General features: G+C 72.6%; 14 protein-coding genes and 1 pseudogene. 9 read left to right on the forward strand and 6 right to left on the reverse strand.

All coding sequences use genetic code 11. From position 1 onward, the window contains the following. Positions 1-101 precede the first annotated feature (101 nt). Positions 102-1,613, forward strand: coding sequence for an NAD(P)/FAD-dependent oxidoreductase (locus IPI43_31640; GenBank protein MBK7778618.1), 1,512 nt, complete (start codon positions 102-104; stop codon positions 1,611-1,613). A 13-nt stretch (positions 1,614-1,626) separates the two neighbouring features. Here the strand turns inward: IPI43_31640 and IPI43_31645 are convergent, their stop codons facing one another. Continuing rightward, positions 1,627-2,400, reverse strand: a complete 774-nt coding sequence (locus IPI43_31645; protein ID MBK7778619.1) for a hypothetical protein — start codon at positions 2,398-2,400, stop codon at positions 1,627-1,629. 233 nt (positions 2,401-2,633) lie between these two features. Here IPI43_31645 and rnc point away from each other — a divergent pair, with 233 nt between their 5' ends. From rnc to rpmG, 8 genes and pseudogenes are all read left to right on the forward strand, one after another. Next, complete coding sequence (gene rnc, locus IPI43_31650; GenBank protein ID MBK7778620.1) at positions 2,634-3,317, forward strand: ribonuclease III; 684 nt, start codon at positions 2,634-2,636, stop codon at positions 3,315-3,317. Between the two features lie 48 nt (positions 3,318-3,365). Then, on the forward strand, positions 3,366-4,334 hold the full coding sequence (locus tag IPI43_31655; GenBank protein ID MBK7778621.1) for a DUF882 domain-containing protein: 969 nt from the start codon (positions 3,366-3,368) through the stop codon (positions 4,332-4,334). Beyond that, on the forward strand, positions 4,331-6,511 hold the full coding sequence (locus tag IPI43_31660) for a protein kinase (GenBank protein ID MBK7778622.1): 2,181 nt from the start codon (positions 4,331-4,333) through the stop codon (positions 6,509-6,511). Before IPI43_31655 ends, IPI43_31660 begins: the two co-directional genes overlap by 4 nt. A 73-nt stretch (positions 6,512-6,584) precedes the next feature. Beyond that, complete coding sequence (locus IPI43_31665; GenBank protein MBK7778623.1) at positions 6,585-6,809, forward strand: hypothetical protein; 225 nt, start codon at positions 6,585-6,587, stop codon at positions 6,807-6,809. Continuing rightward, positions 6,806-6,949: pseudogene (locus tag IPI43_31670) on the forward strand (FAD-dependent oxidoreductase). Before IPI43_31665 ends, IPI43_31670 begins: the two are co-directional and overlap by 4 nt. 640 nt (positions 6,950-7,589) lie before the next feature. Beyond that, a complete protein-coding gene (locus tag IPI43_31675) occupies positions 7,590-8,183 on the forward strand; it encodes an FAD-dependent oxidoreductase (GenBank protein ID MBK7778624.1) in 594 nt (197 codons plus the stop codon). Continuing rightward, positions 8,180-9,484: an MFS transporter gene (locus IPI43_31680; GenBank protein ID MBK7778625.1), complete on the forward strand. Its 1,305-nt coding sequence runs from the start codon at positions 8,180-8,182 to the stop codon at positions 9,482-9,484. Before IPI43_31675 ends, IPI43_31680 begins: the two co-directional genes overlap by 4 nt. Positions 9,485-9,538: 54 nt before the next feature. Next, entirely contained in the window at positions 9,539-9,700 is a 162-nt protein-coding gene (gene rpmG / locus IPI43_31685; GenBank protein MBK7778626.1) for a 50S ribosomal protein L33, read from the forward strand. Between the two features lie 78 nt (positions 9,701-9,778). Here the strand turns inward: rpmG and IPI43_31690 are convergent, their stop codons facing one another. The 5 genes from IPI43_31690 to IPI43_31710 are packed head-to-tail and all read right to left on the reverse strand — an operon-like array spanning position 9,779 to position 13,583. Continuing rightward, complete coding sequence (locus IPI43_31690; GenBank protein MBK7778627.1) at positions 9,779-10,384, reverse strand: cupin domain-containing protein; 606 nt, start codon at positions 10,382-10,384, stop codon at positions 9,779-9,781. Next, the gene (locus IPI43_31695; protein MBK7778628.1) at positions 10,381-10,929 is read right to left on the reverse strand and encodes a sigma-70 family RNA polymerase sigma factor; all 549 of its coding nucleotides are present in this window, start codon (positions 10,927-10,929) and stop codon (positions 10,381-10,383) included. The genes IPI43_31690 and IPI43_31695 overlap by 4 nt, the downstream gene beginning before the upstream one ends. Positions 10,930-10,978: 49 nt before the next feature. Beyond that, complete coding sequence (locus IPI43_31700; protein MBK7778629.1) at positions 10,979-12,220, reverse strand: hypothetical protein; 1,242 nt, start codon at positions 12,218-12,220, stop codon at positions 10,979-10,981. Further along, complete coding sequence (locus tag IPI43_31705) at positions 12,220-12,843, reverse strand: DUF4331 family protein (GenBank protein MBK7778630.1); 624 nt, start codon at positions 12,841-12,843, stop codon at positions 12,220-12,222. Before IPI43_31705 ends, IPI43_31700 begins: the two co-directional genes overlap by 1 nt. After that, complete coding sequence (locus IPI43_31710; protein ID MBK7778631.1) at positions 12,840-13,583, reverse strand: DUF4331 family protein; 744 nt, start codon at positions 13,581-13,583, stop codon at positions 12,840-12,842. The genes IPI43_31705 and IPI43_31710 overlap by 4 nt, the downstream gene beginning before the upstream one ends. Positions 13,584-13,602 lie beyond the last annotated feature (19 nt).

Consider the following 13,602-nt stretch of genomic DNA (forward strand, 5'->3'; position numbering starts at 1 on the left):
TTGCGGGACTATGGGGCCCCTCGGCAGATTAAGCAACCAAGCAATGAAACTGTTGCACGGTTGCCAGGGCTGTGCTTCATTAACAACAAGGAGCAACGCTGATGCCGCCAACTCATGTGGATGTCCTGATCGTCGGGGCCGGACTCTCCGGTGTGGGAACGGCTGCGCAGCTGACCATGCGCTGCCCAGGGAAGTCGTTCTTGGTGCTGGAGCGGCGCGAAGCGATCGGCGGCACCTGGGACTTCTTCCGGTACCCGGGCATCCGCTGCGACTCCGACATGCACACCCTCGGGTACTCGTTCCGGCCTTGGCCGAGCGACACCATCATCACCGAGGCGGAGTCCATTCGGAGCTACATCGAGGACACCGCGCGTGAGTACGGGGTGCTCGAGCGCGTGCGTTTCCGGCACCGCGTGGTGCGCGCGTCATGGTCGTCCCGCGAGGCGCGTTGGACGGTGGACGCCGTGGTGGAGCCCACCAACGAGAAGGTCACGTTCACCGCCGGCTTCGTGGTGGGCTGCGCGGGCTACTACAACTACGACCGGGCCCACACGCCAAGCTTCCCGGGCACCGAGCGCTTCGCGGGGGACATCGTGCACGCGCAGTTCTGGGACGAGGCCTACGACTACCGCGGCAAGCGCGTGGTGGTGATTGGCAGCGGCGCCACGGCCGTCACGCTGGTCCCCGCCATGACCAAGCAGGCTTCACACGTGACCATGCTGCAGCGCTCGCCCACGTACATGGTGTCGCTGCCCAAGCACGACGCCACCGTGACGGCGCTGAAGCGGGTGCTCCCGGAGCGGCACGTGGGCGCCATCACGCGCCTGCGCAACACCGCGCTCCAGCTGGGGCTCTACAAGGTGTCGCAGCGCTATCCGGCCGCGGTGCGCAAGCTGCTACTGCGCGGGGTGGAGCGGCAGCTCGGGCCGGACGTCTCCATGCGGCACTTCACGCCGGACTACGACCCTTGGGACGAGCGCCTCTGCGTGGTGCCCGACGGCGACCTGTTCAAGGAGCTCAACGCGGGGCGCGCGTCCATCGTGACGGACCAGGTGGAGACGTTCACCGAGTCCGGCGTGCGGCTCCGGTCGGGCGAGACGCTGCCCGCGGATCTCGTGGTGTTGGCGACCGGCCTCGAGGTGCAGCTCCTGGGAGGCGTGGCCGTCACGGTGGACGGCGTGAGCGTGGACCCGAACCAGCGGCTCACCTACCGCGCGGCCATGTTCGCCGACATCCCGAACCTGGCGATGATCTTCGGCTACGTGAACGTGTCGTGGACGCGCAAGGCCGACCTGGTGGCGGAGTTCGTGTGCCGCCTGCTCAACCACATGGACCGCCATGGCTACCAGCAGGTCACGCCGGGGCACAGCGAGGGCTTCGCCACGGACGAGCCCTTCGTGGCGCTGAAGTCCGGCTACCTGAAGCGCGGTGCCTCGGGCATGCCGCTGCAGGGGAGCGCCGCGCCGTGGCGGAACAGCCAGAACGTGTTCGTGGACACCGTGCTGCTGCGCTACGGGAAGCTCCAGGACGGCTACCTGCGCTTCACGCGTCGCCCCCGTGAGGCCAAGGTGAGTCAGCCCGCTCGCACCGTGCCGCGCGTGCTCCTGAACTGACGCGGGCGCAGAGCTATTGCAGCCGCCCGAACACCACGCTGGTGCTCACGACCCAGTCCGAGTGCCGCCCGTACCAGCCGTAGCCCGTGGCGTTTCCCGCGCCGTCGGTGGTGACCAGCAGGGTGCCCTCGCCGTAGCCGCCGCCGCTTCCATCGGGGCGCGTGTCGTCTTGGTGGCCGAAGCTGGTGGCGTCGGCCGCGCGGAACACGAACGCGCCGGGCCACTCGGGGACGGGCTCGGGGCGGGAGAGCATGAAGCCCACGTGGCCGGTGGCGCCCGGGCCCCAGTCGAGCGGGCGGCGCCACGCGAACATGTCGCCGGGGCGGGCCTCGGTGAGGTGCGCGAGGCGCCGAAAGCCGCGCGAGCCGCGGTGCGTGGGCGCGCGCTCGATGGCCTGCACGTAGTTGCGCGCCACCGGCCGGGCGCGGCCGAGGCCACGCAGGGCGCTGCGGGCGTCACGCGCCAGGATCCAGCTGACCATGCCGGAGCAGTCCCAGGCGTACTCGCCGCGCGACTCGCGCACCAGGGTGCGGTGTTGGTAGCGCGTGGTCACGAGGCGCGCGCGGATGCTCGCCAGGCGCGTGAGCACGCGGGCCCCGGCGGGGCTGGCTGCGGGCTCGTCCGTGCGCAGCGCGATGGGCTCACGTGGGCGCGGCCGGCGGGGCGCCGGGATGACCGACGCCGGCATGTCGCTGGGCGGCGCGCTCGCGTGGGCGGGCGCTGCTCCCACGGCGCAGCCATGCTGGTGCGTGAGCGTCAGGAGCGTGAGCGCGGCAAAGAGCCCCATGCCCGCGCGGGGGAGGCGGGGGAGGCGAGAGCGCTGCTGGACTCGGCGGGACAACACGGGCATGAACGAGGCGCCCACACTCTAGCGCGCAGCCATAGAGTGGGGACGCATCCGTTCAACACCACGACCGCGCCGACATTCCCGTGAGCCACGATCCGCCACCCCGCGCCACCTCCGCCACTCCCCCGTCGCCTGCGCCGGTCACGCTCGGCAGTGAGCGCGCGGCGGACCCCGTGGTGGAGCTGACGCGTCGCCTCGGTCACGCCTTCCGCGATCCGCGGCTGCTGCACGAGGCGCTCACGCACCGCTCGTATCACAACGAGCGCAAGGAGCGCGCGCCGCGCCACAACGAGCGGCTCGAGTTCCTGGGCGACGCCATCTTGGGCGCCGCGGTGACCGCGCTGCTGTACGAGAGCCTGCCGGACGTGCGCGAGGGCGAGCTCACCCGGAGGCGCGCCGAGCTGGTGTGCGAGAGCGGCCTGCACGCCGTGGCCGACGAGCTGAACCTGGGCGAGGCGCTGCTGCTCGGGAAGGGCGAAGAGAAGAGCGGCGGGCGCACCAAGCCGCGCCTGCTGGCCAGCGGGGTGGAGGCGTTGGTGGGCGCCGTGCATCAAGACGCGGGCTTCGAGGCGGCGGCGGCGCTGGTGAAGCGCCTGCTGGGGGCGCGCTTGAGTGACACGCGCGGCGAGCGCGACCACAAGACGCTGTTCCAGGAGTGGGCCCAGCGGCACCGCGCGCTCACGCCGCGCTACGAGCTGCGCGAGACGGAAGGGCCCGACCACGCGCGGGTCTTCCGTGTGGCGCTGTTCCTGGGGGACGAGGCCTTCACCGAGGGCGAGGGCCGCTCGAAGACCGAGGCCGAGCAGGACGCGGCGCGCAGGGCCATGGCGGAGGCCGTGGGGCAGCAGTCTGGCTAGCCCCATCCGGTGCTCGCCAGCCCGCTGACCTTGCGACATCATCGGCCCATGCTTCGTCTCCGCGGATTGCTCGCGCCGCTCTCGCTGGGGCTCGCGCTCCTCGGTGGGCTGGGCGGGCTCGGTGGGCTGGGCGGGCTGTATCCGGAGGCCGAGGCGCAGCGGCGCCCCACGCGGTCGTCCAGCATGCAGGCGCGGTCGTCGTCCATGCGCGCGAGCTCGTCCATGCGGTCGCGCTCGTCGTCCATGCGGCCACGCTCGTCCAGCATGCAGGCGCGGTCGTCCTCCATGCGCGGCAGCTCGTCCAGCATGAGGGCGCGTGCCCGCCGCGCCAGCGCCGCCTACCGCCGCCAGGTGGTCCGTTGGCACGCGCGGCCCAGCGCCGAGGCCGTGGCCGCGTGGGAGGCGCAGACGCCGCCCCCGTTGGTGTTCCGGCCGGTGCGCTATCCGGGGGAGTACGCGCTGGTCCCCGACGCGCAGGGCCTGTTCAGCGAGTATCAGCTGCGCGCGGCGCGCAAGGCGTTCACCTATCGTGACGCGCTCACGCACGACGTGCACCCGCGCCTGATGCAGCTGGCTTACCGCATCGTGCGCGAGTTCCGCGTGCCGCACCTGTGGCTGATCAGCGGGTACCGCGACGGCAGCCGCACCAGCCGCCACGGGCAGGGGCGCGCCATGGACATCGTGGCGCCCGGGGTGAGCAACGCGCAGCTCGCGCGCTTCGCCCGGCGGCAGGGCTTCGCTGGGGTGGGCGAGTACCCCAACAGCGGCTTCGTGCACGTGGACATCCGCGCCCGCAGCTATTTCTGGGTGGACTCCTCGCAGCCCGGCGGCCGCTCGCGGGAGCGGCAGGTGCGGCGCAGCGAGGCGCAGCGGGCCGACCGTGAGGCGCGCGCGCGCGGCGAGCAGGCCATCCCCGACGTGGTCGAGGTGGACGACAGCGAGGGCGACGAAGAGGCGGACGCCGATGACGCAGCAGACGGCGCGGACGGTACGGACGGCGGTACACTGGCCCCGTGACCAGCACACCCAACGACCGCATCGCCGAGCTGGCGCGCCAGGGGGACCACCGCGCTGCCGCCGCCCTCGCGCTCTCGGCCGGCGATGCGCAGCGCGCGGCGCAGCTGTTTGCGGACGTGTGGGACTGGCCTGCGGCGCAGCGCGCGGCCGTGAGCGCGGGGCGCCGTGACCTGGCCTACCAGTACGCCATCGCGTCCAACGACGCGGGCGTGATTGCCCAGGCGCTCGAGGCGCTGCTCGGCGACGACCAGCAGTGCCTGCCCGCCGCCGAGTACGCGCGCAGCCGCGGGCGCCACCACGACGCGGCCCGCCTGCTCGAGTCTGCGGGCGATCTGGGCGCGGCCGCCGAGGCCTTCGTGGCCGCCGGCGAGCTGTTCGATGCGGCCCGCTGCCAGGAGTCTCGTGGCGAGTACCGCGAGGCCGGCAAGCTCTACGAGCTGCGCCTGAAGGACGCCCCGGACGACGCCCGCGCCGCCCTGCGTCTGGCCCGCATCCTGGCCAGCTTCGGGCGCTACAAGCCCGCCATCGCGGCGCTGCAGCGCGCGGAGGCCGACCCCGAGCAGGCCACCGGCGCGCTGCGCATGATGGTCGCGTGCTTCGCGGCCCTGCAGATGGACGAGGCCGCCGGGCGCTGCCTCGAGCGGCTGGGCGCGCGCGAGCCCGGCGTGCCCGTGACGGTGCGCGCGTTCCTGGAGCAGCACTACGGCCACGGCGAGGGCCTGGCGGCGCTGCAGAAAGAGAGCGTGCAGGCCGAGCTGCTGGCCGGGCGCTACCGCACGCTGGAAGCGCTGGGCTCCGGCGCCACGGGCCGCGTGCTGCGCGCGCGTGACACCTTCTACGACCGCGAAGTGGCCATCAAGGTGCTCACCATCGGCGGCGGCGAGCGTGGCCGCGATGCCTACGCGCGCTTCGCCCGTGAGGCGCGCATCGCCACCGCGCTCGACCACCCCAACATCGTGCGCGTCATGGAGTTCCACGCGGCAGGGCCCTTCCTGGTCATGGAGCTCATGGCGGGCGGCACGCTCGAGCGGCGCCTCCAGCCCCCGGGCAAGCGCTTGCCTCTCGACGTGGTGGCGCACGTGCTGCGTGGGCTCACGGCGGCGCTGCGCGCGGTGCACCAGCGCGGCATCACGCACCGCGACGTGAAGCCCGCCAACGTGTTCTTCGGGGCGACTGGCGAGGTGAAGCTGGGCGACTTCGGCGCGTCGCACCTGGCCGACCTGAGCGCCACGCTCACGTCGGCCATGGTGGGCACGCTGGCCTACATGGCGCCCGAGCAGGTGACCGGCGGCGGGCAGCCGAGCGCCGCCACGGACCTCTACGCGCTCGGCGTGGTGGCCTTCCAGATGCTGACCGGCACGCTGCCCTTCGCCGGGCCCGACTTCGTGACGCAGCACCTGAACGAAGCCCCGCCGCTAGTCTCACAGCGCGCGCCCGTGCTGGGCACACAGTACGACGCGCTCGTGAGCGCGCTGCTGATGAAGGACGCCGCCGCGCGCGTGCAGGACGCCAACGCGCTGCACGACTTGCTGGCTGCACTCCCATGGGTGGACCCCGAGACCGACGCGCTCGCCACGGCGTCGCCGGAGGCCCAGCGCGCGCGGGAGCTGGCCGCTGCGGCCACCGCCGCTGCGAGCGCGGCCGCCCAGGCTGCCTCGGGCGCCGCCACGGTGGCCAGCGAGCGCTTCGTCCCCGTGGACTCCCGCTCGGCGGGCGGCCCCGTGAGCTCGGAAGCTCCGCCCCATCGCGGGGCGCTCGCACTGGCCGCCGCGCCTGCGCCCCCCGGAGCGCGCTTGCTGCGCGACACCCTGCTGGGCCGCGAGGTGTTGGTGCTGCCCGTGGACGCCGCGCGTGCCGCGCACCTCACCGCGCTGGCCGCCGCCGATCACCCCCACCTCCAGGCGGTCTTCGACGTGGACCCCGAGCGCGGCGAGGCCACACTCGAGCGCCCGCGTGGGGTGCCCCTCACACAGCCCGTTCCGCCCGAGCATCACGCGCGCATCAAGGCCGAGCTGAGCGCCGCCTTGCACGCCCTGCACGAGCGCGGCCTCGCTCACGGTTCGCTCACGCCCCAGCACGCGCTGCACGGGCCCGGGCGCGCCGTGCTGCTGCTGCCCAGCGCCCCGGGCGGCGACCCGGCCGACGACCTGCTGGCGCTCGAGCGGCTCTTCGCGTGACCGCGGTGGCCCGCGCGATAGACCCACGCCCACCGTCCACAGGCTGCTAGCATCAGCGCCCCGAGCGACCACCATGAGCACGCCCGAGCCCACCACCGAGCCCCTCGCCAACGAGGACGAGACCGACGCCCCCGAAGCATCGCCAGGGCAGACGCGCCGCAGCATCTCGGAGTGGGCCGTGGTGCTGGCGCTCGCGGCGCTGATCGCGGCCGTGGCCTGGTCGCAGTTCGGGTCACTCTTCAACGCGTCCACGCAGGGCACCGAGCAGCCGAGCGCACCGGAGAACAACGAGCCATGAGCAGCAGTGACCGAGACGTGGACGTGGTGGTGGTGGGTGGCGGCCTCTCGGGTCTCACCGCCGCGCGCAAGCTGATGGACGGCGGCGCCCGCGTGGTGGTGCTGGAGGCGCGCGACCGCGTGGGTGGGCGCACCTGGTCGAAGGACATCGGCGGCGCCACGTTCGACGTGGGCGGCCAGTGGATCGGGCCCGGACAGAACCGGCTCGCCGCGCTCACCAAAGAGCTGGGCATCCGCACGTTCCCCACCTTCGACGACGGCAAGAAGGTGCTGGACCTGAACGGGAAGATCTCGGAGTACCGCAGCCAGATCCCGAACATCTCCATCCCCGCGCTGCTGCAGATGCAGGCGGCGCTCACGCTGCTGGACCGCGAGCAGAAGCGCGTGCCCGCGCGTGACCCGCTGAGCGCCCCAGGCGCGAGCGAGCTCGACCGCGCCACCCTGGACTCGTTCCGCCGCAAGTTCGTGAAACTCGAGAGCGTGAACGGGCTGCTGGACGTGGCCGTGCGCGTGATCTTCGGCGCCGAGGCCGGCGAGATTGGCCTGCTCTACTTCCTGGCCTACCTCAACGCGGGCGGCGGCCTGCTCAAGTTGGCCGAGATCCGCGGCGGCGCGCAGCAAGACCGCTTCGTCGAGGGCGCCCAGAGCGTGTCCAAGCGCCTGGCCGCGAAGCTGGGCGACGCGGTGGTGCTGAGCGCGCCCGTCTCGCACGTTCGCCAGCGCGGCGGCAGCGTGGAGGTGGTCAGCGCGCAGGGCACCTTCCGCGCCTCAGCGCTGCATCGTGGCCATCCCGCCTGCGCTCGCGGGACGCATCGAGTACGACCCGCTGCTGCCCGGCCGGCGCGATCAGCTCACGCAGCGCATGCCGATGGGCAACACCGTAAAGGTGCTGGCCACGTACAAGACGGCGTTCTGGCGCGAGCGCGGCTACTCGGGCGAGGTGGTCAGCACCACGGGCCCCATGAGCGTGGTCTTCGACAACACCTCGCACGACGGCAAGGTGCCCATGCTGCTGGGCTTCGTGGTGGCCAAGCACGCGCGGGGCTGGTCGGAGAAGCCGGAGGCGCAGCGCCGCGCGCTCATCACGGACTCGCTGGTGCGCTACTTCGGCACGGACGCGGCCGACATCGACACGCTGACCGAGCAGGACTGGTCCACCGAAGCCTACAGCCGCGGCTGCCCGGTGGGGGTGCTCGGGCCCGGGAGCTACGACACCTGCGGCGACGCGCTGCGTGAGCCCTGCGGTGGCATCCACTGGGCGGGCACCGAGACGGCCACGGAGTGGACCGGCTACCTCGAAGGCGCCATCCAGGCCGGCGAGCGCGCGGCCCAAGAGGTGCTGGTCGTGCTGGGCAGCGGGCGTGACGCCACATGAGCGCCGCGGGCACGCCGGCCGAGGGGACAGAACGCCTTCCGGTCTCGGGCCTGCTCACGCTGCTCTCGCTCTACTTCATCCAGGGCCTGCCGCAGGGCTTCCAGTCCGTGGCGGTGCCCGTCATCCTCACCACCCAGGGCGTGGCCATCGAGTCCATCACGCTGCTGAGCGTGCTGCTGGGGCTGCCCTGGATGCTCAAGCTGCTGTGGGCGCCCTTCGTGGACATCGTCTACTGGCCCAAGGTGGGGCGGCGGCGCTCGTGGATCCTGCCCATGCAGGCCGGCCTCGCGCTCACCTGCCTGCTGATGGCCTTCCTGGACATCGAGCACTCGCTCACGCTCTTGCTGGTGATGGTGACCGCGCTGAGCCTCTTCAGCGCCACCATGGACGTGGCGGTGGACGGCTACGCCATCGACACGCTGAGCGAGCAGCACCTGGGCTACGGCAACATCGCGCAGGTGGTGGGCGCCAAGCTGGGCATGCTGGTGGGCGGCGGGCTGCTGCTCAGCCAGCTGAGCACGCTCGGCTACCGCGGCGTGTTCCTCATCATGATGGGCTGCGTGCTGGTGGCGCTGGCCATGACGGCGCTGCGCCCCGAGCCGCCCGGGCACCCGCTGGCGGATGGGCCACCCCTCGGGCCGCGCGCGCGCACGTCGCTGCGGGAGTCGGCCCGGCCCGTGATCCAGGCGCTCCAGCGGGCCCTGCGCCGGCCCGACGCGCGCATGCTCTTGCTCTTCGTGCTCACCTACAAGGCGGGCGAGTCCATGGCCGACGCCCTCTTCAAGCCGTTCCTGGTGCGCGAGCTGGGCTACTCCACCGAGGACATCGGCTGGATGCTGGGCACCTGGGGCATGGCCTTCTCGCTCGCCGGCTCGTTCGTGGGCGGGCTGGTGGCAAGCCAAGTCACCCTGCTGCGGGCGGTCAGCCTGTTCGCCGTCCTGCGCGTGCTGCCCATCGCGGGCGAGTGGTGGCTGGTGTCCGGTTTCAGCAATGATCCCCAGCACGTGCTGGTCATCACCTGCGCCGAGCACTTCTTCGGGGGCGCCCTCACCACGGCCACCTTCGCCTTCATGATGTCGCGCGTGGACGCCCGCATCGGGGCCTCGCACTACACCCTGCTGGCCACCCTCGAGGTGCTGGGCAAGACCATCGCCTCCGCCCAGACCGGCTGGTGGGCCGCCAACACCAGCTTCGCGGCGGTCTTCGGCATCGCCACCGGGCTGTCGCTGCTGTTCCTGCTCGTGCTGGTCCCGCTCGGCCGGACCACCCCGCCCCCGCCCGGCGAACCCAACGCTTTCTGATCCTTGACGAGCCCGGGTCGGGAGCTACACTCGCCGGCCTTCCCGAGGAATCCAATGCGTGATTTGATCAAACTGAGCTGTGAAGAGTGTGGTCGCGACAACTACACCACCGACAAGAACAAGCGCACGATGCCCGAGAAGTTCAAGATCTCGAAGTTCTGCGGCAAGTGTCGGAAGCACACGTCGCACAAAGAAGGCAAGATCAGCAAGGGCTGATCGGGTGCGCCCTTCGGGGTGCACACCCGCTCTCGGACACAGGGCCTGCCGCACTTCGCGGCGAGGCCCGTTTCGCGTTCACAGCTCCGGGGAGCCAGGGCCCATGACGGTGTCGCCGATGCGCACGCCCGTGTAGACCACCGCTAGGTAGACCAGGTCGGTGGCGCCGGGGAGCGCTTCAATCTCGTGGGCCGTGCCGCCTGGCCGCGTGACCACCTCGCCAGGACCGGCGACGGTGCCGGTGTGGGTCTCCACGCAGTGGCCCTGCAGGATGAGCACGTGCTCGTCGCCCAGGTGCTCGTGGTGTGGAAACGCGGTCCCAGGGCCGATGCGCACGAAGCCCGTGATGGCGTTCTGCACCGCCGGCCCGCCGCTGATGTGGCGCAGCGCGATGTCCAGCCCCGGGAAGGGCCCCGGCTCGAAGGGCTCGGGTTCGTCCAGCCCGTCCAGCAGCTCTTGGGCGGTGGCGTGGTCCACGTCCATGAGCGCGGCCAGCGGCTCGGTGAAGCGGTAGAGGCGGCCGCGCAGGGGGGCGCGCGTCAGCAGGTCACGCAAGCCGCGGGGGGCCGGGCGGCTCGCGTCGGACGCCAGGGCGTCCAGCAGGGCGGCCCCGAAGCGCTCGTCCTCCACGGGCAGGTCGAGCGCGCTCGAACTCGGGCTGTCGTGGTCTCTCTGCTGGCTCATGGCTCGCCTCCAGCATGGTCCAGCTCCACGCGCAGCGCCCGCAGGCCAGCGGCAGCGCGCGACTTCACGGTGCCGAGCGGGATGCCCAGCTCCTCCGCGATCTCGCTGGTGGTGAGCCCCTGGAAGTACGCCAGCTCCAGCACGGCGCGCGGAGCGTCGGGCAGGCCGCCGAGGCGCACCCGCAGGCGTGCCCCATCCAGGTTGGCGTCGGGCGCGGGCGAGGGGCTCACGCGCTCGGGCTGCTCGTTGGTCACCCGCTCCCGCCGCACGCGCGCAGACCGGAGGCGGTCGATGGCTCGCGAGCGCGCCCGCATCAGCAGCCAGGTGCGCACGCTGCCGCGTCGCGGGTCGTAGTCCCCGGCGCGCTCCAGCACCTCCACGAACACGTCGTGGAGCAGGTCCTGCGCCTCGCTCTCCTGGCGCAAGATGCTCACGAGCACCCCGTAGACCACGTCGCCATGGGTGTCGTACAGGCTGGCCAAGGCCTCGCGGTCTCCGCGCGCGATGCGCCGGAGCGCCTCGGCCTCGCGTGACTCGTCCAACATGCCGAGATGATGCCGGCCCCTTTATCCAACGGCAACGCTTCTTCTCGGGTCATGGGCAGTCCTGTGCAGCCAGCTCGGCCGCCAAGAGCGGGTGCGTGGCGCCGAGGGGCTGCGCCGCGTGAGCCAGCGCACACGTGCCCTGCTGGTCCCCACGCGCCTCGGCCGCCGCCAGCGCCAGCCGGTACGAGCGCGGGTTGGGGCGTGCGGTCAGCAGCTCGTCGGCCAGCGAGGAGGCCTCTTCCCCGTGCATGGGCCCGTGCGCCAACGCGAACTCGAGGGCGTGATCCAGGAAGGCCGCCCGATGGCGCGCCAGCAGCGCGCGGTAGTGCTCGCCCGCCAGCGCCACCAGCTCGGCGCGCAGCGGCGCTTCGGGGGTCAGGGAGGCCAGCCGCGACGCAGGCTCCGGGTCTTCGGAGGCGAGCGCCTTGGTCAGCCGTGCACGCGCCGAGGCCACGTCGCCGCGCTCGGCCTCGAGCTCCGCCAGGTGGACGGCGGCCCGCACGAAGCCCGGCACCAGGCGCAGCGCCTCGCGGTAGTGACGCTCGCCCGCGTCGAGGTCGCCCGCGTGCTCGGCGGCGAGCACTCCGCGCTGGAACGCGATCTGCGCGATGGGCAGCGGCGACACGTCGGGCGTGGACTCCATGGCGCGCCCCAGCAGGCGGTCCGCTTCGGCCAGCTGGCCGAGCGCAGCCAGCGCGGCGGCGTGGTCCACCAGCTGCCGCATGTTCGGGCGCTGCCGGGCGCTCGCCGCGCGCCGGTCTGCGATGGCGCGCAGCACGCTGGGCTCGGCGCCGAGCGCCAGCGTGATGGTGTCGCGCTCACGCTGCACCACGTCGAGCGGGGCCCCCTGCGCGAGTGCCTGGTCGAGGCGGGCGAGCGCCTCGGGGAAGCGGTGCAGCGCAGCCAGCGTGCTGGCCTCCAGCAACAGCTCGTCCACGTGCGGCACGCTGGGCCGCCCCTCGCGCGCAGGCTGTCGGTGCTGCGCGAGCACGAGCGCCGCGTCCAGGTCGCTCACCGCGCCGGTGAAGCGCGCCCGCTCCAGCAAGTGGCCCACCAGCGCCGCGCGCAGGTCGCGCAGGCGCGGCTGCCTCTCGAGGGCCGCGCGTGCGCCGTCGATCTGCGCGCTGAGGTTGGACAGCGCCAGCGGCCCGGGGGTGTACACCCGGTGCGGTCCCTCGGGGCGCTCTTCGTTCGCCACGACCCGCAGCGACGCCCCGAGCAGCAGCCCGAGCAGGCCAGCCACGGCCCAGAAGCGCAGCGTGCGGCGCACGAAGAGGGCCCGCGAGTCCATCAGTTGGGCCCTGCCAGGAAGGGGAAGACCTCGGCCGAGTGGTCGCCTGCGTCGCCGGTCACGAGGTCGTCGATGCCCGTGAGCGTCCCGGCCGCGAGCACGCTGAAGCTGCGCTCCACCACGTCGTCGTTGGGGGTGCGGCCGCCGCAGCCGCCCATGCCGGCGGTGAGCGCGCCCACCACCTCGCCCTCGAGGCCCAGGTAGACGCCGCACGTACCGGACGCTGTGTTCACGTAGAGGCGGTCGTCCAGCAGGATGTCCGCCAGCGCGTCATAGCGGTCGGCGCCGCTGGCTTCGGCCAGCAGCTGGTCCCCGCACACGCCGTTGAGCGCGTCCAGGATGCCGAGGCTGGTGGTCACCTCGGGTGCGAAGCTCGCCCAGGTGGCGGGCAGCGCCTGGTTGTAGCGGTCACGGGCCTCGTTGCGCTCGGGCAGCGTGGCGGCGAAGGTGGCCACCAGCGCGGTGCTGATGGCCGGGCGGCCGGCGCGGTCGATCTGTGCTCCGAGCAAGGGCCGCGCGTCGGCGCCCAGCGGCGCGGGGCCACCGTCACCGCCACAGCCCGTGGCGCCGAGTGCCAGCAGCAGGGCCACGCCGAGTGTGGATGTCGAGAAGCGGGGGCTCATGGGGCACCTACGAAGCTGGGGTTGGCGTGGGTGCTGGCCCAGACCGCCAGCAGGGGTCCGTTGACGTTCACCAGGGCGGGGTCCACTTGCACCACCACGGACAGCACATTCTGTCCCCCGAACGTGTCGCTGGCGGGCGCACCGTCGGCGTTGCTCTGCAGCTGCGCCACCAGCGCAGACTGGGTTCCGGCGTCCAGCGTGGGGCAGCCGTCCACGAAGGTCAGCGACGGCGCCGCGGCCACCACCATGGCCACCGTCTCGTTGAAGCCGTCGAACTCCATGAAGAAGGGGTCGTCACGCCGGCCCGCGAACACGCGTAGCCGCCCGGAAGCGGACAGGAGGCCGGCGGGGTCGCTCGGGTCTCCTTCCACGTAGTCGTCGCCCGCCCAGCACTCGATGCGGTTCACGTCGTAGAACTGGCAGAGCACCAGCGCTTCATCGGACACCGCCCCGTACTCCGTGCCGCTCTCGATGTGGAAGGCGTACTGCACGGCCGGCGAGAAGGCGGCGGTCGGGCCGGCCGAGTAGAAGACGTTGGCCACCAGGTTCAAGCGGCTGGCGTCCGCGTTCATCCACGCGAACACGTCGCTGATGTCTGCTGCGGGGTCGATCTGCGCCGACGGGCCGTCGATGTGGTCCGCCGCCGAGGCGTCGGGCGGGCGCAGCGCAGCCGCCACCGCGAAGGGCAGCAGCACGGCCGCGAGCCCCAGCGCACGCCGGGTCACTCTCGAAGTCATCATGGGGGGCTTCCTTTTCTGC

It is taken from the genome of Sandaracinaceae bacterium, assembly GCA_016706685.1.
Classification (GTDB): Bacteria; Myxococcota_A; Polyangia; order Polyangiales; family Houyiibacteriaceae; genus JADJJE01.

Excerpts from the sequence above, each read along its gene's own strand:
- IPI43_31640 (MBK7778618.1), top strand. The coding sequence starts at position 102 with ATGCCGCCAACTCATGTGGATGTCCTGATCGTCGGGGCCGGACTCTCC.
- IPI43_31645 (MBK7778619.1), bottom strand. The coding sequence starts at position 2,400 with ATGGGGCTCTTTGCCGCGCTCACGCTCCTGACGCTCACGCACCAGCAT.
- IPI43_31655 (MBK7778621.1), top strand. The coding sequence starts at position 3,366 with ATGCTTCGTCTCCGCGGATTGCTCGCGCCGCTCTCGCTGGGGCTCGCG.
- IPI43_31665 (MBK7778623.1), top strand. The coding sequence starts at position 6,585 with ATGAGCACGCCCGAGCCCACCACCGAGCCCCTCGCCAACGAGGACGAG.
- IPI43_31680 (MBK7778625.1), top strand. The coding sequence starts at position 8,180 with ATGAGCGCCGCGGGCACGCCGGCCGAGGGGACAGAACGCCTTCCGGTC.
- rpmG (MBK7778626.1), top strand. The coding sequence starts at position 9,539 with ATGCGTGATTTGATCAAACTGAGCTGTGAAGAGTGTGGTCGCGACAAC.
- IPI43_31690 (MBK7778627.1), bottom strand. The coding sequence starts at position 10,384 with ATGAGCCAGCAGAGAGACCACGACAGCCCGAGTTCGAGCGCGCTCGAC.
- IPI43_31695 (MBK7778628.1), bottom strand. The coding sequence starts at position 10,929 with ATGTTGGACGAGTCACGCGAGGCCGAGGCGCTCCGGCGCATCGCGCGC.
- IPI43_31700 (MBK7778629.1), bottom strand. The coding sequence starts at position 12,220 with ATGGACTCGCGGGCCCTCTTCGTGCGCCGCACGCTGCGCTTCTGGGCC.
- IPI43_31705 (MBK7778630.1), bottom strand. The coding sequence starts at position 12,843 with ATGAGCCCCCGCTTCTCGACATCCACACTCGGCGTGGCCCTGCTGCTG.
- IPI43_31710 (MBK7778631.1), bottom strand. The coding sequence starts at position 13,583 with ATGATGACTTCGAGAGTGACCCGGCGTGCGCTGGGGCTCGCGGCCGTG.